The following is a 20,760-nucleotide window of genomic DNA, read 5'->3' on the forward strand; positions in this document are numbered from 1 at the left end:
GCTTAATCACTCCTAAAGTAAATATATTATCAGAACAATAGTAATAAGGGGTATACTATGTCAACAAATTTCCCGACATTGAAAAACATATTAGCAGAGCTGAAAAGAAAAAATAGCATTACTGTTTTAGAAGAACATTGTCAGGAAAAATGGGAGGTTTATGACTTGCTCATGGATTTAACAAATGATGAAAATTTTAAGCAAGCATATATAGATCTATCTTTCAACAAGAGCTTTAAAAAAAACTTTATAGAATTAGCAAATCAGGCAAAAAAAGCTGTAAGTAAGTATTTTAGAGATAAAGACATAGACCTTCGAGCTTTTTATGTAGAAACTAACAATTCTGATAAAGTGTTAAACATTAATCTTATTAATTACAATAGAAGTGAGCCAATAAGAATTAGTGATATCTTACAGCAAGAAAGGGATATTAGCACATTGAATATCTATTGCGATAAAAAGCATGACATATACGCTTACCGAAAAGGTAAGGAAAGACATTATGAATTTAAAGAGGGTGCATATTATGAAATGACAAGCACTTGGCCTGTGCAGGACAAGGATGGGAAAACTTTTACCTGTACTATGGTTATGAATGTAAGTAATTCTGGTATAACTAAAGTACTACAGTTTAATGGTAAAGATTTTGAATCGCCACCTGAGGAGTTTTTGGAATTAATAAGACAAAATGAAGAATTATATATTCAAGGTCTCTCTCTACATGACGCTGTCAAAGCATTATTGGAGAAGAATAAAGATGCTCCAGCTGTTATTAATCTGCAAAATAATGAACATATCGTAATCAATAAAGATGAAAAGATGAAAGATCTTGAAAATGATGCTAAAAGCAATCCTATTCTTTCTTTCACTAGCAACAATGTATCAGAGGTTAATACACAGCAGGTTGCAACTCAGGCAATTGCAACTCAAACAGAAGTTAATTCACAGCACACTGAAACTCAGACAGAGGTCTCTGTACAACACGTTAAGACTCAAACAGAAATTGGCTCTCAACAGACTGAAACTCAGACAAAAGTTGATTTACAAGAGGTTGCAATTCAAACAGGAATTAGTTTACAGCACACTGAAACTCAAACGAAAATTGGCTCTCAACAGGCTGAAATTCAAAGTTTACAAGAAGTTGCAACTCAAACAGAAGTTAATTTACAGCACACTGAAACTCAGACAGAGGTTGCTGTGCAGCACGTTGAAACTCAAACAGGAATTGGCTCTCAAGAAACTGAAACTCAGACAGAAGTTAACTCACAACAACTAGATCAAAAGCTTACAAAAGCTGAACAAGAAATTAGAGAATTAAATGAACTGAGGAACAATTTACAATATAGGTTCGACAACGCTGAACAAGAACTTGAAGAGTTAGAAAAGCACAATAGTGATTTACAGGATAAACTTGGAGAAGAAAAGCAAAAAAATGCAAAATTACAAACTGAACTGACACAAAAAGATGAAAAACTAGCAAATATATCAACAGAGCTGCAAGAAAGAGTGCAAGAACTTGAAGGTGCATATGAAGAAAAGAAAGACCTGAAGAAAAAGCTGGAAGTTGCCAATGCACGAAAAGAAGAGTTGATAAGTGAGTTAAGAAAATTGCACGAGGAATTAAATCAACTGAAAGAAGAAAAGTATAGTTTGGAAGACAAGCTTGATCAATCAGAACACTATAGCAATAGTACAAAAGAAAGCAGTGAACAACAAATATCAGATTTGAAAGAAGAGTTATTATTACTGAAAGAAGCAAATCAAATGTTAAAAGCAAAGCAAGTAGAATCAGAACAAGAACTCGTGGAGGCTAAGCAAAAAATTGAGGAATTGAAGGAACAGTGCAATGATTTACAAGTTGAGTGTAAAGAAAAGGAACAAAGACTTGAGAAAGAAATGAGTAAAACAGATGAGCGAATAATCCAGCTCAATAAGGAGCAAGAGCAGAAAATTCAAGAAATTTATGGAAAAAATAAGGAACTGGAAGAAAAGGTAGAAGAACTGAAGGAAAAGCTAAAAACTGCTAATGCAGAACAAGAGAAACTACAAGGTAAATTGAACCAGTTTAAAAAAAAAGAGGAAGAGATAGAGGAAGCAGAACACATGATAAGTGCAAGGGATAAGTGTATAGCGAGTTATAAATCTCAAATACAAAATTTAGAAAATGAGCATAACGCACATTTGGAATCTGATGAACAAGAGGCAGATCAGCTAACGTGGGATTTTGAAACGTTAAAGAACGAGCTAGAGCTTAAAGATGAGCAGATCGAGACAATAAGAGGGCAATTACGGCAGGAGATAGAAGAAGAAATAGTTAATAAGTACCGTCCATCACTGGAATTAAAGTTTAAAGAATATGAAGATGAGATTGAAAGATTAATAAGAGAAAAAAAAGAGCTAAACGATAAAGTACAATACTTAAATAACGAAGTAGAACTGTTAAGTCCAGTAATTGATAAAGTACTTGTTAATAAAAAGGAAGTTTTTGATAACAATTCAAAAATGTTTTACCAGCTTACAGAGGAAATTGATGATTCAGAAAAAAAACCTAGGTCTTTAAGCCTTGATAGCGCATTTCATAGCGATCACTGTAATTCACTTCTAGACTTAATCAGCAGTCCATCAAAGGTGTGTAGCCAAAGTCAGCGTGGAGGTGTTTAATACTGTTCAGATGCATATGAAATCAGTGCTTCTTCTTGTCACCCAACTCTTGTCATCCCAGTGCGTGACACTGGGATCTGGACATAAAAACATTTGCAAATTATGCAATAGACAACAGATTCTAGGAACATATGTTAAAATCATATCCATGATGAAAATAAGATAGATCCCAGTGTCACGCACTGGGATGATATCCTTCTAATGTTCGTACAGTTGTGTGTCAGCTACTTGAACGACAAACATTGAGATGACAAGAGTAGATTTATTTCTTGAACAAAAAAGAGCCCCTAAAGAGATTTGACATCAAGATAACTTAAATATATACCAACTCTCTTATCTTTTAATGATTCCTCATAATGAGTCAGGTGATCAAAAACCTGAATTTGATTTGTTAGAATGCTACAATTATTATTTGTAACCTCTAATATACCATTATCAATTACAACTTTTTCCTTTGTCTGGTTACTCATTTTAACAGTAATTATACCAGGCAATAAATAAATTAAATAAGGGGAATGGCAGGCTAAAATCATCAATTCCCCTTCAAGCCCACTCACTGAAAGCGAGACCACTTCATCGAATGAAATTCGATTATCAGGAGAAAAAAATTGCACCTTAAAAGTGTTCATAATCTTTAATGTCCGGCTCCAACTTCAGCTTTTATTGATTCAGCTTTTTCTATTGCTTCACTTATACTTCCCACCATATAAAAAGCAGCTTCTGGCAGATGATCATATTTACCTTCAATAATTCCTTTAAAACTAGAAATAGTATCAGAAAGTGAAACAAATTTGCCAGACATGCCAGTAAATACCTCAGCAACATGAAAAGGTTGAGAAAGAAACTTCTGAATTTTACGAGCTCTATCAACAATAATTTTATCTTCATCAGATAGTTCATCCATACCAAGTATTGCAATAATATCTTGCAGCGACTTATAAGTTTGCAATATACGTTTCACCTCAGAAGCCACATTATAATGTTCTTCACCAATGATTTCAGCAGATAAAGACTGAGAAGTTGAGTCAAGTGGATCAACAGCAGGGTATATACCCATTTCAGCTATCTGCCTTGACAACACTGTAGTGGCATCAAGATGAGAGAATGTCGTTGCTGGAGCTGGATCGGTCAAATCGTCTGCAGGAACATATATAGCCTGTACAGAAGTAATAGAACCAGCAGTAGTTGAGGCTATTCTCTCTTGCATAGCGCCCATATCAGTCGCAAGAGTTGGCTGATAACCAACAGCCGACGGTATTCTTCCAAGCAAAGCAGAAATTTCAGAGCCAGCTTGAGTAAAACGGAAGATATTATCTACAAAAAATAGAACATCTTGATTTTCATGATCACGAAAATACTCCGCCATAGTTAGTGCTGTTAAAGCAACCCTAGCCCTTGCTCCAGGAGGTTCATTCATTTGACCATAAACCAAAACGGCTTGAGATTTTTCGTGCTCATTTATATCTATTACATTCGAAGTAATCATCTCGTTATAAAGATCATTACCTTCACGCGTTCTCTCTCCTACTCCAGCAAACACAGAAAATCCTTTATGAGCTTTTGCTATATTGTTAATCAATTCCATTATCAGAACTGTTTTACCAACACCAGCTCCACCAAATAAGCCAATTTTTCCTCCTTTAAGATAAGGAGCAAGAAGATCTATAACCTTTATTCCTGTAACTAAAACTTCTTCCTGTATCTTCTGCTCGGTAAAACTTGGAGGTGATCTATGTATAGGTTCTAAATTATACTTTCCTTTTAAAGGACCACACTCATCTATAAGCTCTCCTACAACATTAAAAATCCTTCCTAAAGTTGAGCGTCCAACCGGAACTGATATTGGTGCACCTGTATCAACAAACTCATCACCTCTTGACATACCACCTGTGCTATCCATAGCAATGCAACGAACTATATTGTCACCTATATGTTGTGAAACCTCTAAAACTAGCTCCTTGCCCTTACATTTTAGTTTGCTTTTTAAAGCATTAAATATCTTAGGTAACTCGCCTTCAAATTTTAAATCAACAACTGCTTGAGTTATTTTAACTACTTTACCTGTACTCATCTCTTTCATCACCTAACACTACAATTCTATAAAAGAACTTCTAAAGAAAATAAATCTTATATTATTAACAGAAATTTTGCAATATTAAAACACTTACTAGTTACGTTTCATTATAAACAATGCAAATGCATTCAATAGCCAAGTAATAACAAACAGCACCAAACTAAGCGCATAAGCAGCAAGAGTTTGCACACTATTGAAATCCTGATCTCCGGTAAGTAATGTAGCAATTTGTACAGTGATAGTAGTAACTGAATTGAGAGGATTAAAGGTCAAATTTGCATTGATTCCCACAGCCATTAGTACAATCATTGTTTCACCTATCACCCTTGAAATTGATAATAAAACTGAACTTAAAATTGTAGGCATTGCATAAGGTATTGTTATATGCCATATAGTTTCCGCTGGTGTTGCGCCAAGCGCCATAAAACCATAACGTAAACTTTTTGGAACAGATCTTATAGCATCTTCAAGCAAAGAAATAATAAAAGGAAGAATCATTATTCCAATCGATAAACCAGCAATCAAAGCACTTTCTGAGTGTATACTTAGATTAAAAAAATTCGCTACCTGCTTTATAAAAAAAGACAAAAATACAACTGAGAAGTATCCATATACAACAGTAGGAATAGCAGACAAAACCTGTAAGGCTGTATTAATAACATAACGCACTTTTTCACTCGCATACTCACTAATATATATTGCAGAAAATAAACCAAGCGGCACCGCAACTAACATTGCTACAATAGTTATAAGTAATGTCCCCACTAAAAGTGGCGCTATACCAAAACACCCCACCTCTCCTTCACCAATAATAGCTACATTATGCTTCCATTTTAAGCAAAATAAGAATTCTGAAATAGCTACTTTATTAAAAAAAGAAATGGACTGAACAAAAATAGATAGCATTATAAATAAAGTGATAAAAAGTGATATTGCTAAAGCCATAAATAACAAAAATTTTACCATCTTATTTCTTTTACTTTTAAAGATAAAAATCAGCATAAAAAAAAGTAACGCTATAGAAATAGAAGTTATAAAATAACCATCATAGAATGCTAACAAACAAGGTAGCATCCACATACAACTCAAATATATATAAGACTTAACTTTACTTACTGCTTGAAACTTACTCAAACAAAATAAAAGGATTAGTAAAACAGGTACGCCTATAATTAAATTCATTTTTCCATATATCAAATTTTATTCAACAAGAATGCCATAGAAGTTGACCATTATTTGACAATAGAGCAAAATAGTTTAAAATAAATAGTCATATTAATATAAAAACAATGAAAAGAACATTTCAACCAAAAAATTTAAAAAAAAAGCACAAACATGGATTTCGTTCACGTATGTCAACAAAAGCTGGAAGAAAAATTCTTAATAAGCGTCGCTCATTAGGGTGTAATAAATTATGCGCATAGTAAGCATAAAAAAAAAGAGTTTTCCTTTGCTTTTAAAAACAGATTAGCACCTTACAGTCTTTTTTATCGAGGGGTATATATATCACTATATGCTATAAAAGAAAGAGAACCTGAAAAGTATATTCATGTTATTAGAGTAGGTCTGGCTATCAGTAAAAAAGTCGGAAAAGCAGCAAAAAGAAATAAAATAAAAAGGCAATTACGAATGCTAGCTAAAGTTAGCATTTCTAATATAAGTAATGTAGGATACTATTACATAATACTAACCCATAAAAACATTATGCAAGCAGGCTATAAAAATTTACAAAAAGACCTCAATATTTGCTTAAAGAAAGATGAAATAAGAAGGAATTTTCACTAAAGTATTTACAGCTATATTTTTTATGATAAGATAAGTGAAGTTTTTAAAATAAATTAATAGATGTGGGTGCTTGAGGTAAAGAGTATAAAAAAACAAGATAAAAAGCTCGATACAAATAATGCTGAAGAGAGTTTTTATGAATATAGAAAGTCTAGCTATCGTACACAATGGGGAATGGCATTTGAACAAAGCCAATACTTAGAACAAAATAAAGATAATCCTAGAGGGAAATTGCTAAATTTTAATATAGAAGCAACTCATTACAATAAGAGAATAGTTTGATAAAAGTACCCGTTCAGGGAAGTGGTTCAAGAAACGATAGGCAGGGGATTGTACAGTTCTCTTTGTTTCCATGTTAAGTATAATGAAATTATCCTTTCAAGTTCCTAGCTCTGATTACGTAAAATATGAGCTTTTACAGTAAACGATATAATACCTAATTTGCTGTTCAGCGTGATAGTGGAATACTTTCTGGTTTACTTAAAAAATTTCACATCGTTCTTTCAGATTTTAAAATATTTTTCGCAACTTGAGAAGCTCCAGTTGCTTCAGATAGGTAGCTTCAAGTAATACCTTATACGTTTTGCAACTTTCTTACACTTCTGTTTCATTTTTTAATAAAGCTTTTTTTAGCATAAATAATTCAGTAGATGCGTTTTTTAAGTAACAGCCCAGAATTTTAACTTCAATAGTTCAGCTATGTTTCAAAGTACCTGTCAGCGACTATTACGATTGCAACATACACTGTCTTTTAAATCTTCTTTCCCTTTAAAACTTGCAGTATTGCTTCAGCACTAACCAAGTTTACCTTTATTATAACATGTTGATGCGCAAAACCTCACTTTTCTTATTCGATTTGCTCATACACCTTTTTGCATTTTGAAGGAACTCTATATTCACTATTTGATATGCTTTCAATTTACATTAAAAACATCACTTATAATTCTCACGTTTTGAATTTTTATAAAATCAACTGAGTACTACAATTATCAACTAACCCTTGGACCGAATGTATCTGCTTCTTGGTAGTTTGCTACTTCTTCTTTCTCCTCATCTCCAATAACTTAATTAATATTCAATTATATAAAGTTTGATTTTCGGAAGATCAATTGTTTGATGATTTGTTAAATGTTGCTATCTCTCCTCCTAATTTGCAAATAGGTGACAAATTCTACTTTTAAATTTTCTACTTTTATCTTAAAGTTTTCGCAGAGTTCTAAAAGATCAGTTATATTACCTCACAGCTACTCTATGTTTACCTTGTTTCATCGCTCTACTGAAAAGATATAAATAAGAAGAAATTTTTATAAACTTGGCAACGACCTACTTTCCCTTTTTAAGTATCATCGGCGCTAAAAAGTTTCACTTCCGAGTTCGAAATGAGATCGGGTGGTTCATTTTTGCTATAGCCACCAAGTCAACAAAAATTTCTGACTTAACAAATTTTAATTTAATATTTAACACTGCATATGCACATATAGAAAGCAAATAAATCAATCAGGCTATTAGTACCAGTTAGCTTCACATGTTACCATGCTTCTACACCTAGCCTATCAACGTGGTAGTCTCCCACGGCCTTAATTGGGAAATTTTTTTGAAGAGGGTTTCTTGCTTATATGCTTTCAGCAATTATCCCATCTATACATAGCTACCCAGCGATGCTATTGGCATAACAGCTGGTACACCAGAGGTATATACATCTCGGTCCTCTCGTACTAGAGTCAGATCTTCTCAAATTTCCTTCACCCACGGCAGATAGAAACCGAACTGTCTCACGACGTTCTAAACCCAACTCACGTAACACTTTAATCGGCGAACAGCCGAACCCTTGGGACCTTCTCCAGCCCCAGGATGTGATGAGTCGACATCGAGGTGCCAAACGGTGTCGTCGATATGAACTCTCGAACACCATCAGCCTGTTATCCCCGGCGTACCTTTTATCCGTTGAGCGATAACCCTTCCATACAGAATTACCGGATCACTATGACCGACTTTCGTCTCTGCTTGGCTTGTCAGCCTCGCAGTCAGGCAAGCTTATGCCATTGTACTATCAAGCTGATTTCCGACCAGCTCTAGCTTACCTTCGCACGCCTCCGTTACTTTTTAGGAGGCGACCGCCCCAGTCAAACTACCCACCATACAATGTCCTAGTTCCAGATAATGAAACATAGTTAGATATCAAAAGTGTAAAGGGTGGTATCTCAAGGTTGACTCCATTATAGCTAGCGCCATAACTTCAAAGTCTCCCACCTATCCTGCACATCACACTTTTAATAGCAATGTAAAGCTATAGTAAAGGTGCACGGGGTCTCTTCGTCTAACCGCGGGTACCCCGCATCTGCACGGGGAATTCAATTTCGCTGAAGTGATGTTGGAGACAGTGGAGAAATCGTTACGCCATTCGTGCGGGTCGGAACTTACCCGACAAGGAATTTCGCTACCTTAGGACCGTCAGTGTTACGGCCGCCGTTTACTGGGGCTTCAATTCAGAGCTTGCACCCCTCCTATTAACCTTCCAGCACCGGGCAGGCGTCAGACCCTATACTTCCACTTACGTGTTTGCAGAGTCCTGTGTTTTTAGTAAACAGTCGCTACTCCCTATTTTGTGCCACCTACTCATAGTTGCCTAAAAGCGGGTTACCCTTCTTCCGAAGTTACAGGTATAATTTGCCGAGTTCCTTCAACATCATTCTTTCAACACCTTAGTATACTCTACTCATCCACCAGTGTCGGTTTACGGTACGGCCTCATAAATATAAGTGCTATTTCCTGGAGCTTCTTTTAAGCATAGATCAATCCAATCAGACCTATACAAATACAAAACCCGTCACACTTAAGAGGTTTAGGAATATTAACCTAATTGCCATCGACTACTCCTTTACGGACTCGCCTTAGGAACCGACTAACCCTACGCAGATTAACTTAACGTAGGAACCCTTAGATTTTTGGTGAGAGTGTTTTTCACACTCTTTTACGCTACTTATGTCAGCATTCTCACTTCCGATATCTCCAGCAGTTTTTACAAACCACCTTCACAGACTTACGGAACGCTCCGCTACCGCGCCTATTAATCGAAATCAATAAGCACCCACATCTTCGGTATACAGCTTTAGCCCCGGTACATTTTCGGCGCAGAAAAACTTATTTAGACAAGTGAGCTGTTACGCTTTCTTTAAAGGATGGCTGCTTCCAAGCCAACCTCCTAGCTGTAATGGTTTTTCTACTTCCTTTCCCACTTAGCTGTAATTTTGGGACCTTAGATAGTGATCTGGGCTGTTTCCCTTTCCACCACGGACTTAGCACCCATAGTGTGTCTGCTGTATAATTAACTATTGGTATTCGGAGTTTGGTTAGATTTGGTAAGATGATGAATCCCCCTAGTCTATCCAGTGCTCTACCCCCAACAACATAAATACAACGCTCTACCTAAATAGATTTCGCGGAGAACCAGCTATTTCCAAGTTTGATTGGCCTTTCACCCCTAATCACAACTCATCCAATAATGTTGCAACATTAACTGGTTCGATCCTTCAGTATGTTTTACCATACCTTCAATCTGGTCATGACTAGATCACTTGGTTTCGGGTCTAATCCATAAAACTAAACGCCCTATTCAGACTTGCTTTCGCTACGCCTACACCTACCGGCTTAAGCTTGCTTCATAGATTAACTCGCTGACCCATTATGCAAAAGGTACGCTGTCACTCTAAATATCAATAAATTGATATAGAGCCCCAACTGTTTGTAAGCACTTGATTTCAGATTCTATTTCACTCCCCTCCCGGGGTTCTTTTCACCTTTCCCTCACGGTACTTGTTCACTATCGGTCGTTAAGGAGTATTTAGGCTTGGAGGATGGTCCCCCCATATTCAAACAGGATTTCACGTGCCCCGCTCTACTCAAGGATTTAAAAACTTTCTATTTGTACAGGACTATCACCTTCTATGGTTACCATTTCCAGAGTATTCTAATTCTTATTTTTAAATCACTAGCCTTTTCCGCTTTCGCTCGTCACTACTAACAGAATCTCGGTTGATTTCTTTTCCTTTGGCTACTTAGATATTTCAGTTCACCAAGTTTGCCTTATATACTTAGTATATAATAACTAGCTAAGCTAGTTGGGTTTCCCCATTCGGAAATCTGCGGATCAAAATTTGTTGACAATTTCCCACAGCTTATCGCAGCCTGCCACGTCCTTCATCGCCTCTTAACGCCAAGGCATCCATCAAGTGCTCTTAATAATTTATTTATCTGACTATATGTAGAATATGCAGAGTTAAATATTAACTTACAATTGAATTGAGATTAAATAATCTCTACCATAAAACTTTTCAAACATCTAAAAACTAATCTTTTATATGTTACAATCTGATAAATCATATGTCAACGCCTTTTTACACAAAACATTTACCTATTATTATCAACAACAATATACCAGCAATCTTAAACAGTACAATCTGAGAAATATTTGATAAATTGATATGTACAGAAAAATTAATGAAAAAGATATTTTGTAAGATAAAATGTGTTAAAATTAGTTACCTAAAAATGAAAATGAACATTTGGAGTATTTCTAATGTATGAAAAGTAATCTATCTTTTATAAAAAACTTTGCTTTAAATTGTATATCCAAGCTCACTGGCTTATTAAATAGTAAAAAAGTAAAAAATTTCATTATGGATAAATACAGTACTCTCCATAAAGAAATTGTAGTGTTTCTTGAAAAATCTAAAAACCTGTTAAATACCAACACTGAAATCGGGTTATATCACTTCTATAAAGGTAATATATCAGATGCAAAGTTAAGATTTTGGTTAATTAGCATATTCTACCCTAATTTACCTCTAGTCTGGTATAATATCGGAAGATGTCATTTTGCAGTAGGCAATACTAATAAAGCTTATAATTATTTAACAAAGACGCTAAAATTAGATAGTAGTCACAAAGAAGCTTCTTACTATATAAAGAAAATAACAAACACATCAGATATTGTAGAATTGCCTGAAAATCTCATAAAGCAATATTTTGATTACACAGGTGAATATTTTGTTGAACATTGGTTAATTGCCAAACAATACAGAGGACATGAACTAGTACATATGATAATCAAAAAAATCTTTCACAACTCCACTTCTGAACTGAATATACTTGACCTTGGTTGCGGTACTGGAATATGTGGTCACTTCCTAAAAATAAATAATATTAGAAGTCGCATAACAGGAGTTGACATCTCAAATAGAATGCTCAATATTGCAAGAGGATGTCTTATAAAAGGTAAACCTGTTTACAATGAGTTAATACATACAGAAATGAAAGAGTTTCTTAAACAAGAGAAGAACCAGCAGTATGATGTAATTATCTTTGCTGAAGTGCTACACTATCTACATGATTTTCTAGCAGAATTGGAACTAGCAAAAAGATTGACAAACAAAAAAGGGGTTATTGTATGTTTAGTAAGAAGAAAGGAAGGTAGAGGTATTGACTTTGTAAACAAAGGAGATTATTTTCGTCATTCAGAAGATTATATTCAGCATGTTGCAAAAGAAACAAATATGCAAATAAGTCAAATGAGTTACTGTAAAATATATGGCAGTCAGGTTGATGGTATCTTATTTGCATTACAACATCCACAAACAAATTCAACAACTTAATCGAGAAATCGCTCAAATAAATTTCTATATTATCATAAAAGGAGCCTTATGAATTACATTACTATTAATTACGCAAAAGATAGTAAATTAACCGATTTTGGAAAAGCAGTTCTATTGGATAGGTATTTAATAGAAAATGAAAGTTATCAAGATCTCTTTATACGTATTGCTAATTACTATTCTGATGATAGAAAACATGCACAACGTCTTTATGATTACATGAGCAACTTGTGGTTCATGCCTTCAACACCAATACTTAGTAACGGCGGTACCAAAAGAGGATTGCCTATTTCCTGCTTTCTTAATGAAACTGAAGATAGCTTGAAGGGAATAGTTGATCTATGGAATGAAAATGTTTGGCTCGCTGCACGCGGTGGTGGAATAGGTAGTTATTGGGGAAATTTACGTTCAATTGGTGAAAGTGTCAAAGGTAGCGGTAAAACATCAGGAATTGTGCCATTTATCGTAGTACAAAACGCTCTGACGCTTGCAATCAGCCAAGGATCCTTAAGAAGAGGAAGCTCAGCAGTTTATCTTCCTGTATGGCATCCAGAAATAGAAGAGTTTCTAGATTTACGTAAGCCAACTGGTGGTGACCCAAATCGCAAAGCATTAAATATACATCATGCTGTAATAGTAACAGATAAGTTTATGCAAGCTGTTGAAGATGATCAAGAATGGGATTTAATAAGCCCTCATAACAATAAAGTTATTTCAACAGTAAAAGCACGGGATATATGGATTAAAATATTAACAGCAAGAATTGAAACTGGAGAACCTTATATTATCTTTCTTAATGCAACAAATAACAATAAACCAGAACCTTACAAAAAGCTCAATTTAGATATCAAAATGTCAAACCTATGCAGTGAAATAACTTTAACTACAGGTTACGATCACCTGAACAAGTCGCGCACTGCTGTATGTTGTTTATCATCCGTAAATCTTGAATACTACGAAGAATGGAAAGATAATGAGCTTTTCATAGAAGATATAATGCGTTTTCTTGATAATGTATTAGAGGATTTCATAAACCAAGCACCAAATGAAATACAGCGAGCAAAATATTCCGCAATAAGAGAGCGTAGTATCGGTCTTGGCGTGATGGGTTTTCATTCATTTTTACAAAGTAAAATGGTTCCTTTTGAATCAGTAACAGCCCAACAATGGAATAAAAAAATATTTAAGCATTTGCGCGAGCAAGCAGATGTAGTTTCTAAAAAATTAGCAGAAGAAAAAGGGCCATGTCTTGACGCTAAAGAAATCGATCTAATGGAAAGGTTCACACATAAGCTCGCTATTGCTCCAACTGCCTCAATTTCGATTATCGCAGGCAACACTTCCCCTGGAATAGAGCCATATGCAGCAAACGTATTTATACAGAAGACATTGACAGGTTCATTTGTAGTACGAAATAAATTCTTGCAAAAACTACTAGCAGAAAAAAATCAAGACAATGATGAAACATGGTCCTCAATTTCAACAAATGAGGGTTCTGTTCAGCATTTAGATTTTCTTAGCAAGCATGAAAAACTGACATTTAAAACAGCATACGAACTTGATCAACAATGGATCATAGAACATGCAAGTGATAGAACTTCTTATATTTGTCAATCTCAATCAGTAAATCTGTTCTTACCTGCCAATGTGCATAAACGTTACTTACATAAAATACACATGCTTGCTTGGAAAAAAGGATTAAAGAGCTTATATTACTGCAGATCACAATCAATGCAGAGAGCTGACAAGGTCTCACATGACATATTCAAAAAAAGTGAAATATTGCAACAAAAAACAGATATTAATTATGATGAATGTCTATCATGCCAGTAGACTGTACATACCTTACTGTCACAAAAATACAATTGTACAAAAGTTATGTTTTCATAGATGCTACATAGAAATCCAGATGAATTTCTAAAGTCTATTCCAAGAGATAAACGTATAATGTGCCTTGATATGGGAGAAAAACAAATAGGCGTAGCATTTAGTGATAAAACACAGCTTATAGCTACAGCTCATAGTATATACTACAGAAGAAATATAAGCAAAGATTTAGGTTATCTGTATAGAATATTCAAAGAAAATGAAGCTGGATCAATCGTAATAGGACTACCATTCAAAATAGATGACCAAGAGACCGAATGGTGTAAAGCAATAATCCAATTCGCAAATAAAATAATAAAAAAATGTAAGATAAACATATATCTACAAGACGAAAGTTTATCAACATCTCTTGCAACTCACGCACTAAAAATTACCGGAATATCAATCACAAAATCAAAGAAAATAGATGATAAAATTGCCGCATGTATTATTCTGCAACGAACATTGGATAAGATAAACACCATCAAATAGTTTTTTAAACTGAATTCACGTAAAATTACTTGATCAAACAAGAACTTTTCGTATAAGCATGACAAATTGCTGTAGCAAGAGCGTCAGCAGCATGGTGACATTTTATATTTGAGTTTTTAACTACTTGCTTCACCATAAATATAATCTGATCCTTACCAGCATGACCATCTCCGGTAATGCTCTTTTTTATATAATTTGCATCATATTCATTCATGGTCAACTTCGTCATTTGTAATACTAAAATTGTAATTGCTCTTGCATATCCTAAAGTTAGTGAAGATTTTGGATTTTTATTAACAAAAATTTTCTCTACAGCAGCTTCATTTGGAGAATATAGAGAAATTACTTTCTTTAATTCTTCAAAAATTATATGTAGACGTTCACCTGTACCCAATTTACCATCAGTTGATATGGCACCACCACCCAAAAATTCAATACTATTCTTTTCTTCCAGGCTGATAATGGCCCAACCGGTTTTGCTTATCCCTGGATCTAGACCTATTATTTTAATCACTTAATAAAGGCTTAACCAATAAATAAACAGAAATAAAAATATCCAGACTAGATCGACAAAGTGCCAATACCAAGAAGCAAACTCAAAGCATAAGTGATCTTGAGGTGTAAATTGATCTTTTCGAGCTCTAAATAAACATACTGACAAAAATATTATACCTATTATAACATGCACACAATGAAAACCAGTAATCATGTAAAAGTTGGATGTATAAATAAGTTTTTCTCCTGTTTCTCGTAAAGAAAAACTTGCTTCATGATATTCGATTGCTTGCACTATTATAAAGAACATCCCAAGCAATATAGTTATAGACAGCATTTTAATCATGCTTTTTTTATCATTTTCAAGTAAAAAATGATGTGCTGAGGTAATTGTTGTACCAGAAAGTAATAATATTAGTGTATTCATGAATGGTAACGACCATGGATCAGGTGGTAAAATCCCTTCAGGGGGCCATTCAATTTTTTTTGTAGGAGAAAACGCTTCAAACAAAAAGATCGGATCAAGCCAGGCTTTAAAGAATGAACAAAAGAACGCTATAAAAAACACAACTTCCGAGAGGATAAATAAGTACATTGCAAGCTTGAGTCCATGTTTTACAATGGCAGTATGGCATTTATCATAAATTGCTTCTCTTATTACATCTCTCCACCAATAAAACAGCACTCCTGATACCGCAGAGATTCCCAAAACTAAACCAAATATTCCAGAAATTTGTTTATGGAGTGTACCAACTAATCCAAGTGCAAGAACAAGAATTGCTGCTGATATAGCAATTGGCCAGGGACTTGGGTCTACTAAATGAAAATCATGTTCTTTACTTTTCATATCATCTTCAAAAATACGTACCAAGCATACAAATTAGCTTAAAATTGTCAATATTTCTTAAAATCTTGATCAAATTTTGAAAAATTATATGCGCTATTCCAAAAGCCTAACTCAAATTGTGCAGTTATTTTAAATAATTCAAGCATTCTGGTCCTTTCACTTTCCCTTACTTTGTTACAATACTCGTCAACAATACCTTCCAAAGCAACACATCCAGATTCCATCAAGCTACTGCCAAAAAAATCAAACCAATCCTTATACCTATTATTTTTTTTAATTTTACTTCTCATACTACCAATAGCAACTTTATATATAAAATGGCAAGACTCAACCACTATCGGCTGAGAGCCGAAAGGTTGGATATAGCGCTGGAAGCGCGGTGAGAAGCTAAAGCTACTCCAATCTTATACTAGATATAGAATGAGGCTGATGTGCATCTGTATGTTTATTGATGTACTCATTAATGACTTCATCTGTGATATGTCCGCTGGTAGCACTAAAGTATCCTCTTCCCCAAAAACGCTTTCCCCAGTACATTTTATTTAGCTCTGGAAATTCTTGTTGAATTTTGCGTGAAGACCTGCCTTTGGCTCTTTGAACAAAATCACTCACAGCTATATGAGGAGGTATTACTACGAATAAATGTAAATGATCTGATGATATTACTCCGTTTTCTATCTTAATCCCCATTTCTTCAGATACTTCTGCTATGATTGTTCGTATTCTCTCCTTCATAGCCTTAGTTAATACTCTGTACCGATATTTTGTAATCCAGACTATATGGTACCTATGATAAAATACAGTGTGTTTTCCTTTGTCATATTCCGTCATAACTATACTTTATAAAGTACAGTTATGACATTGACAAACTAAAGTTTCTCCACCTAGAAGGTGGAGGCTTGTACCATCTTATGGAAAGTAAATAACTGTTACAGCTTCATAAATTTCGCTATACGAAGTAGACAAAAGAAAGTTAGTAAAATTGAAACACTCTAGCGACTTTTCTCCACGATTTATGGAGTATACAGCAAAGTAGTGGTCGCATAACACTCTTATAATCTCTATTCCTCCTTGAGCCACCTCAATCAATGGAACAATGTTGTTACAACTCTCCATTTTTGATGCAATAATTAAAACAGTACGAACATAATCAGCTACAAAAAATGCATCTTGTTGTATATAAAACTTGAAATTTTCTATGTTTAAAGTATTATTTGCTAACTCAACATTGAAAGGATGCTCAATAATATCCTTTAAAAGATTTGACCCATAATAACTCTTAATTATACCACTAAACATCACATAAACTAGAATATAATTTAGTGTTAATACTACAGACTATGCTAGAGAATATATCTCATCCCAAAACATTATTTCTAGCTCTAGACCTCTCTTAAAAAACTCACGCATCTTTTTCCTCTCACAATCACCAGCCTTTGCATATAGATTATTTGCAACGTCAGTAACTTGATTAATCGTAGCATTCATTACTGTGTTATTATAAATATCAATCCACCCTTGATATCTGTGATCTTCAATTTTTTTAAGCATAACCTCTCCTACCATATGATTTATAATAATTTGGTATATATTAAAACAAGGACAAGACGCTGCTAAAGCTTCAGCAACAGAATTATGATATGCAGCACGCATAAAAAAGTCAGTGAAAGCAGAACAAGATTCTGATTTTTTATGATTATCGGATAAATCACAAGTCTCAAAATATTCAGTATACTGCTTTCGAACCGCAAATGTTCCCCTTGCTACATTAACCAAACTGCTCATTATTTCAATGTCATCAACTTTAGATGCAATAATCAATAAAGCACGAGTACAGTCCACTAAATATAAAAAATCCTGCTGAAGATAAATTTTGAACTTTTCATAATCTAGCGTATTGTTTATCAATTCAACATTGAAAGGATGTTCTTTTATTTCCTCAATAAGATCAGATGATTCTTTTATAGCAATATCATAAAATTCTTCTTTTGGTTTGTCGGACATCTTGTAAGCCTCATAAGTATTAAAACTAGTATAGTTACTAAAAAGTTACTTACAATTTATAATAAGTTATTATATCAGTATCAAGCTAGAAATAAAAGAGTTTAATAGTTTAAAGAAATTCTCTCTTTTCTTCTTCTATATTAAATTCTTTACAAAAATCAGTAGATAAGTCCACACCTTCCCAAGAAAATCCACCATCACTTTCCGATTCTTTACCAAAATGCCCATAGCAGGCTGTACGTTTATATATAGGACGATTAAGTGATAAATGTCTTATTATGCCTTTAGTTGATAAATCTATGTTACCTTCAATAAACCCTTTAATCCTCTCTTCATCTATTGTATTCGTGCCAAATGTATCAATGTAAAATGAAGTAGGTTTTGAGACACCAATTGCATAAGAAAGCTGCACAAGACAACGTTCAGCTAAACCTGCAAAGACAATATTTTTAGCAAGGTATCTCGCCATATAAGCTGCGGATCTATCAACTTTTGTTGCATCTTTTCCAGAAAACGCTCCTCCACCGTGTGGAATATAGCCTCCATAAGTATCAACCATAACTTTTCGTCCGGTTAATCCACAATCACCAACTGGTCCACCAATAACAAATCTACCTGTTGGATTGACTAAGAGATTTTCTTTAGGGCACATCCACCCTTCAGGTAAAGATGAAGCTATGTAAGGATAAATTATTTCCTTCACTTTCGATTGACTCAGATCCTCAAGATGCTGTATTGAAACAACAATACTTTCAGCACGCACTGGAAGGTTATTCTCATACGCCAAAGTGATTTGCGATTTTGCATCCGGACCAAGCTTTACCTCTTTGACCATACTCATAATATTTCTCAGAATCGAGTGTGCATAAAAAATGGGTGCTGGCATGAGGCTTTCTGTCTCTATTGTTGCATAGCCATACATTATGCCCTGATCCCCAGCACCTTGATCCACACCTATTGCAATGTCATTTGATTGTTCATGTAGTAATATATTTACTTTCACTGTTTCCCAGTGGAAACCATCATGCTCATAACCAATATCTTTTATTGTATTCCGTACAATACTTTCAATCTTGCTATTTTCAATGTTCGGCCCAAATACTTCCCCAGCTATAATAACATTATCTTTAGTAACCAAAGTCTCTATTGCAGTACGAGAGGAAGAGTCATTAAAAAGGTATTCGTCAAGTATTGCATCTGAAATCTGGTCTGCTACTTTGTCTGGATGACCGGCTGCTACTGATTCACTGGTTACTGAATTCTTATGTAAAACCATCGCTTAGTTACACGATATCAAAACTATTGCAAATTTAAATGGTGGGTCTGGGAAGAGTTGAACCTCCGACCTCACGCTTATCAGGCGTGCGCTCTAACCACCTGAGCTACAGACCCGTATCTATTCAAGCCAAGGCTTGCATATCATCTGTAGGCACAACATCAATAAACGTCTTTTTATTTGCTGATTTTCTAAAACTCACCCAGCCTTTCGTTTTAGCAAAAATCGTATGATCTTTACCCATACCAACATTCTTTCCAGGATGAAATTTTGTACCTCTTTGACGTACAATTATGTTACCTGGAATAACCTCACCATTCTTCTTTATCCCGAGCCGACGCCCTGCCGAATCTCTGCCATTACAGGAACTACCACCTGATTTTTTAGTTGCCATATCTTACCTCTTACTTTTGAAGACTAATTTCATTGATACGAAGAACAGTAATATACTGCCTATGACCATTTTTCCTACGGTAATTTTTTCTTCTCTTTTTCTTAAAGATTATAATTTTTTTATCTCTACACTGCTCCAGTACTTCAGCTTTAACAACAGCATTAGATGAACAAGATAAGCCATTACTTGAAACACAAATCACTTTATTGATTTCTACTTCCTCTTTTTCTTCAGCTTGTAATCTTTCTACTTTAATTATGCTGCCTTTTTTTACTAAATACTGCTTTCCACCAGTTTCGATTACTGCAAACATGACAAATATCAATTATTGTTATTAACACTAATCGTAAATGATGTTACACATACTGTCAATATAAATAAAAACATGAAATACTTCTACCTTTATCTGCTTTTCCTCGTGGAGAGTAGTCAAGTTTTAAAACTTGACTACTCTTAAATTCTCTTAGTCTCATGAAAACTTTACGACGTTAATAAAAACTCAAGCTTTCACTAAAAACATTCAATCGGAGCTTATAAATTAAAACTCATTCCAAGTTCAAACCCATGAGAAAAATTACTGAACTTGTGAAGTTTATAGCCAGCGAAAACATTCGTTCTCTCAGAAAGTGGAAGATTAATACCAGAACCTATCTGGTAGGAAAAAAACTTTTCTACGTCTGGCTGTTGACCTTGCTGTGCTGGTGGAGATACTTTAGCTCCACCTCCTACACCAAAAGTAACATAAGGAATAATATCCGTACTTTCAAATTTATAATGATAATGAAGCTTTGCCATGAATCCTAGCTCTGCCAAAGATCCTTCAAACAAAACAGATTTGACTACAGGACCAGCTGAAATTTTTATGCTATCTGTATAATGATAGCCAAGATCATAATTAACACCAAGATTGCCATATGACGACGAAGTATAGATTCTATCTTTAATCCAATCAACTCCAAAAGACGGTGCTGACAGAGAACAGCAGACTACTAAAGTAAGTAATTTTTTCATTTTTACCCTCTAACCATGAATATACGCATATATACTCACAGAAAAGTTAAAAATTACATAACTTACATAATAAAATCGGAATCACTTTCTTAGCTACTTGCATTTCTCTTGCAATTGCCAAACTTCTCTTTGTCACATTTTGTTACCTACTGCAATCATCATTTTAGCCTATATCACTTGCTTTTTTTCAACAAAAATTCAAAC

Annotated in this window: 20 protein-coding genes, 1 tRNA gene, 2 rRNA genes and 1 pseudogene; 7 read left to right on the forward strand and 17 right to left on the reverse strand. The window is 34.5% G+C overall.

Features of this window, described 5'->3' with window-relative positions; all coding sequences use genetic code 11:
- Positions 1-57 precede the first annotated feature (57 nt).
- Complete coding sequence (locus tag ABWU33_RS06540; RefSeq protein WP_353280659.1) at positions 58-2,661, forward strand: hypothetical protein; 2,604 nt, start codon at positions 58-60, stop codon at positions 2,659-2,661.
- Positions 2,662-2,948: 287 nt separating this feature from the next.
- On the opposite strand, the gene ABWU33_RS06545 is transcribed toward ABWU33_RS06540, so the two are convergent.
- The 3 genes from ABWU33_RS06545 to pstC all read right to left on the reverse strand — a co-directional run bounded on the left by ABWU33_RS06545 (position 2,949) and on the right by pstC (position 5,917).
- Complete coding sequence (locus tag ABWU33_RS06545) at positions 2,949-3,290, reverse strand: F0F1 ATP synthase subunit epsilon (RefSeq protein ID WP_211907837.1); 342 nt, start codon at positions 3,288-3,290, stop codon at positions 2,949-2,951.
- A gap of 5 nt (positions 3,291-3,295) precedes the next feature.
- Complete coding sequence (gene atpD, locus ABWU33_RS06550) at positions 3,296-4,732, reverse strand: F0F1 ATP synthase subunit beta (protein ID WP_353280660.1); 1,437 nt, start codon at positions 4,730-4,732, stop codon at positions 3,296-3,298.
- A gap of 96 nt (positions 4,733-4,828) precedes the next feature.
- Positions 4,829-5,917, reverse strand: a complete 1,089-nt coding sequence (gene pstC, locus ABWU33_RS06555) for a phosphate ABC transporter permease subunit PstC (protein ID WP_211907836.1) — start codon at positions 5,915-5,917, stop codon at positions 4,829-4,831.
- A gap of 107 nt (positions 5,918-6,024) precedes the next feature.
- On the opposite strand from pstC, the gene rpmH reads away from it, so the two are divergent.
- From rpmH to ABWU33_RS06570, 3 genes are read left to right on the forward strand one after another with little or no spacing between them, the layout of a single operon-like run.
- Complete coding sequence (rpmH, locus tag ABWU33_RS06560) at positions 6,025-6,159, forward strand: 50S ribosomal protein L34 (RefSeq protein ID WP_010404613.1); 135 nt, start codon at positions 6,025-6,027, stop codon at positions 6,157-6,159.
- On the forward strand, positions 6,143-6,520 hold the full coding sequence (gene rnpA / locus ABWU33_RS06565) for a ribonuclease P protein component (RefSeq protein ID WP_250120424.1): 378 nt from the start codon (positions 6,143-6,145) through the stop codon (positions 6,518-6,520). Before rpmH ends, rnpA begins: the two co-directional genes overlap by 17 nt.
- A gap of 60 nt (positions 6,521-6,580) precedes the next feature.
- Complete coding sequence (locus ABWU33_RS06570) at positions 6,581-6,802, forward strand: hypothetical protein (protein WP_211907835.1); 222 nt, start codon at positions 6,581-6,583, stop codon at positions 6,800-6,802.
- Positions 6,803-6,828: 26 nt separating this feature from the next.
- On the opposite strand, the pseudogene ABWU33_RS06575 reads toward ABWU33_RS06570, so the two are convergent.
- The 3 genes and pseudogenes from ABWU33_RS06575 to ABWU33_RS06585 all read right to left on the reverse strand — a co-directional run.
- A pseudogene (locus tag ABWU33_RS06575) lies at positions 6,829-7,639 on the reverse strand (IS66 family transposase); the annotation flags it as partial.
- Positions 7,640-7,830: 191 nt separating this feature from the next.
- A 5S ribosomal RNA gene (gene rrf / locus ABWU33_RS06580) occupies positions 7,831-7,937 on the reverse strand.
- Between the two features lie 67 nt (positions 7,938-8,004).
- Positions 8,005-10,769, reverse strand: a 23S ribosomal RNA gene (locus ABWU33_RS06585).
- Positions 10,770-11,100: 331 nt separating this feature from the next.
- On the opposite strand from ABWU33_RS06585, the gene ABWU33_RS06590 reads away from it, so the two are divergent.
- Genes ABWU33_RS06590 through ruvX form a run of 3 tightly spaced genes read left to right on the forward strand, consistent with a single transcriptional unit; the run spans position 11,101 to position 14,529 of the window.
- Entirely contained in the window at positions 11,101-12,171 is a 1,071-nt protein-coding gene (locus tag ABWU33_RS06590) for a methyltransferase domain-containing protein (protein WP_211907834.1), read from the forward strand.
- A gap of 48 nt (positions 12,172-12,219) precedes the next feature.
- On the forward strand, positions 12,220-14,004 hold the full coding sequence (locus ABWU33_RS06595) for a ribonucleoside-diphosphate reductase subunit alpha (protein WP_250120301.1): 1,785 nt from the start codon (positions 12,220-12,222) through the stop codon (positions 14,002-14,004).
- A gap of 57 nt (positions 14,005-14,061) precedes the next feature.
- Positions 14,062-14,529, forward strand: a complete 468-nt coding sequence (ruvX, locus tag ABWU33_RS06600; protein WP_264337837.1) for a Holliday junction resolvase RuvX — start codon at positions 14,062-14,064, stop codon at positions 14,527-14,529.
- Between the two features lie 25 nt (positions 14,530-14,554).
- On the opposite strand, the gene ruvC is transcribed toward ruvX, so the two are convergent.
- The 11 genes from ruvC to ABWU33_RS06655 all read right to left on the reverse strand — a co-directional run bounded on the left by ruvC (position 14,555) and on the right by ABWU33_RS06655 (position 20,556).
- On the reverse strand, positions 14,555-15,043 hold the full coding sequence (gene ruvC, locus ABWU33_RS06605; RefSeq protein WP_211907830.1) for a crossover junction endodeoxyribonuclease RuvC: 489 nt from the start codon (positions 15,041-15,043) through the stop codon (positions 14,555-14,557).
- Positions 15,044-15,871, reverse strand: coding sequence for a cytochrome c oxidase subunit 3 (locus tag ABWU33_RS06610; protein WP_211907828.1), 828 nt, complete (start codon positions 15,869-15,871; stop codon positions 15,044-15,046).
- 47 nt (positions 15,872-15,918) lie between these two features.
- Positions 15,919-16,206 (reverse strand): hypothetical protein, encoded by a 288-nt coding sequence (locus ABWU33_RS06615; protein ID WP_353280661.1) that lies wholly within the window; start codon positions 16,204-16,206, stop codon positions 15,919-15,921.
- A gap of 58 nt (positions 16,207-16,264) precedes the next feature.
- Positions 16,265-16,702: an IS200/IS605 family transposase gene (gene tnpA / locus ABWU33_RS06620; RefSeq protein WP_265024376.1), complete on the reverse strand. Its 438-nt coding sequence runs from the start codon at positions 16,700-16,702 to the stop codon at positions 16,265-16,267.
- 78 nt (positions 16,703-16,780) lie between these two features.
- Positions 16,781-17,170, reverse strand: coding sequence for a hypothetical protein (locus ABWU33_RS06625; protein WP_353280662.1), 390 nt, complete (start codon positions 17,168-17,170; stop codon positions 16,781-16,783).
- 39 nt (positions 17,171-17,209) lie between these two features.
- Positions 17,210-17,875, reverse strand: coding sequence for a TenA family protein (locus tag ABWU33_RS06630; RefSeq protein WP_353280663.1), 666 nt, complete (start codon positions 17,873-17,875; stop codon positions 17,210-17,212).
- Between the two features lie 109 nt (positions 17,876-17,984).
- Positions 17,985-19,151 carry a methionine adenosyltransferase gene (metK, locus tag ABWU33_RS06635; RefSeq protein ID WP_250120300.1) on the reverse strand — a complete coding sequence of 389 codons (1,167 nt, stop codon included), beginning with the start codon at positions 19,149-19,151 and terminating at the stop codon, positions 17,985-17,987.
- A gap of 39 nt (positions 19,152-19,190) precedes the next feature.
- Positions 19,191-19,267, reverse strand: a tRNA-Ile gene (locus tag ABWU33_RS06640).
- Between the two features lie 8 nt (positions 19,268-19,275).
- Entirely contained in the window at positions 19,276-19,545 is a 270-nt protein-coding gene (rpmA, locus tag ABWU33_RS06645) for a 50S ribosomal protein L27 (RefSeq protein WP_006012184.1), read from the reverse strand.
- 10 nt (positions 19,546-19,555) lie between these two features.
- Positions 19,556-19,858, reverse strand: a complete 303-nt coding sequence (gene rplU / locus ABWU33_RS06650) for a 50S ribosomal protein L21 (RefSeq protein WP_015588327.1) — start codon at positions 19,856-19,858, stop codon at positions 19,556-19,558.
- 218 nt (positions 19,859-20,076) lie between these two features.
- Positions 20,077-20,556, reverse strand: a complete 480-nt coding sequence (locus ABWU33_RS06655; RefSeq protein ID WP_211907817.1) for an outer membrane beta-barrel protein — start codon at positions 20,554-20,556, stop codon at positions 20,077-20,079.
- Positions 20,557-20,760 lie beyond the last annotated feature (204 nt).

The organism is Wolbachia endosymbiont (group B) of Cyclophora punctaria, assembly GCF_964028235.1.
GTDB lineage: Bacteria > Pseudomonadota > Alphaproteobacteria > Rickettsiales > Anaplasmataceae > Wolbachia.

What these genes read in the sequence shown, in the direction of transcription:
- pstC (WP_211907836.1), bottom strand. Translation starts at nt 5,917, where the DNA reads ATGAATTTAATTATAGGCGTACCTGTTTTACTAATCCTTTTATTTTGT.
- ABWU33_RS06540 (WP_353280659.1), top strand. Translation starts at nt 58, where the DNA reads ATGTCAACAAATTTCCCGACATTGAAAAACATATTAGCAGAGCTGAAA.
- ABWU33_RS06625 (WP_353280662.1), bottom strand. Translation starts at nt 17,170, where the DNA reads ATGTTTAGTGGTATAATTAAGAGTTATTATGGGTCAAATCTTTTAAAG.
- atpD (WP_353280660.1), bottom strand. Translation starts at nt 4,732, where the DNA reads ATGAGTACAGGTAAAGTAGTTAAAATAACTCAAGCAGTTGTTGATTTA.
- ruvX (WP_264337837.1), top strand. Translation starts at nt 14,062, where the DNA reads ATGCTACATAGAAATCCAGATGAATTTCTAAAGTCTATTCCAAGAGAT.
- ABWU33_RS06610 (WP_211907828.1), bottom strand. Translation starts at nt 15,871, where the DNA reads ATGAAAAGTAAAGAACATGATTTTCATTTAGTAGACCCAAGTCCCTGG.
- ABWU33_RS06630 (WP_353280663.1), bottom strand. Translation starts at nt 17,875, where the DNA reads ATGTCCGACAAACCAAAAGAAGAATTTTATGATATTGCTATAAAAGAA.
- ABWU33_RS06595 (WP_250120301.1), top strand. Translation starts at nt 12,220, where the DNA reads ATGAATTACATTACTATTAATTACGCAAAAGATAGTAAATTAACCGAT.
- ABWU33_RS06655 (WP_211907817.1), bottom strand. Translation starts at nt 20,556, where the DNA reads ATGAAAAAATTACTTACTTTAGTAGTCTGCTGTTCTCTGTCAGCACCG.
- rpmH (WP_010404613.1), top strand. Translation starts at nt 6,025, where the DNA reads ATGAAAAGAACATTTCAACCAAAAAATTTAAAAAAAAAGCACAAACAT.
- tnpA (WP_265024376.1), bottom strand. Translation starts at nt 16,702, where the DNA reads ATGACGGAATATGACAAAGGAAAACACACTGTATTTTATCATAGGTAC.
- rplU (WP_015588327.1), bottom strand. Translation starts at nt 19,858, where the DNA reads ATGTTTGCAGTAATCGAAACTGGTGGAAAGCAGTATTTAGTAAAAAAA.
- ABWU33_RS06570 (WP_211907835.1), top strand. Translation starts at nt 6,581, where the DNA reads ATGTGGGTGCTTGAGGTAAAGAGTATAAAAAAACAAGATAAAAAGCTC.
- ABWU33_RS06590 (WP_211907834.1), top strand. Translation starts at nt 11,101, where the DNA reads ATGAAAAGTAATCTATCTTTTATAAAAAACTTTGCTTTAAATTGTATA.
- metK (WP_250120300.1), bottom strand. Translation starts at nt 19,151, where the DNA reads ATGGTTTTACATAAGAATTCAGTAACCAGTGAATCAGTAGCAGCCGGT.
- rpmA (WP_006012184.1), bottom strand. Translation starts at nt 19,545, where the DNA reads ATGGCAACTAAAAAATCAGGTGGTAGTTCCTGTAATGGCAGAGATTCG.
- ABWU33_RS06545 (WP_211907837.1), bottom strand. Translation starts at nt 3,290, where the DNA reads ATGAACACTTTTAAGGTGCAATTTTTTTCTCCTGATAATCGAATTTCA.